The sequence below is a fragment of the Ligilactobacillus apodemi DSM 16634 = JCM 16172 genome (assembly GCF_001434405.1).
GTDB classification, from domain to species: domain Bacteria; phylum Bacillota; class Bacilli; order Lactobacillales; family Lactobacillaceae; genus Ligilactobacillus; species Ligilactobacillus apodemi.
In genome coordinates this window covers 1-212 of the sequence record NZ_AZFT01000034.1, presented here as the reverse complement: position 1 = coordinate 212, position 212 = coordinate 1, and the positions used below count along the sequence as shown (strand labels likewise).

Here is a 212-nt window from a genome sequence, read left to right as displayed (position 1 = left end):
TCGGCTTTACGCTTCTTTACACGATATTGCGTCTCTTCACATCCTAACCTTTCGCATATCTCCCATGCGCTTAAATCATCAACATACACAGCAATTAATATCTGCTTGCTCTCATCCCTGATTGCATTTAAAGTTTCAATGACCCGCTCTAATGTTTCTTGTGCATATACACGTTTTACGATCCGTTCTTCTAAATTGTTACCAAAAGAGGG

At 39.6% G+C, this 212-nt stretch carries 1 protein-coding gene; it reads right to left on the bottom strand.

The genetic code is table 11. The annotated features are described in order from the left end of the window. A partial coding sequence (locus tag FC32_RS03085; protein ID WP_156399001.1) for a DUF1492 domain-containing protein occupies positions 1-212 on the bottom strand: 212 nt, incomplete at both ends.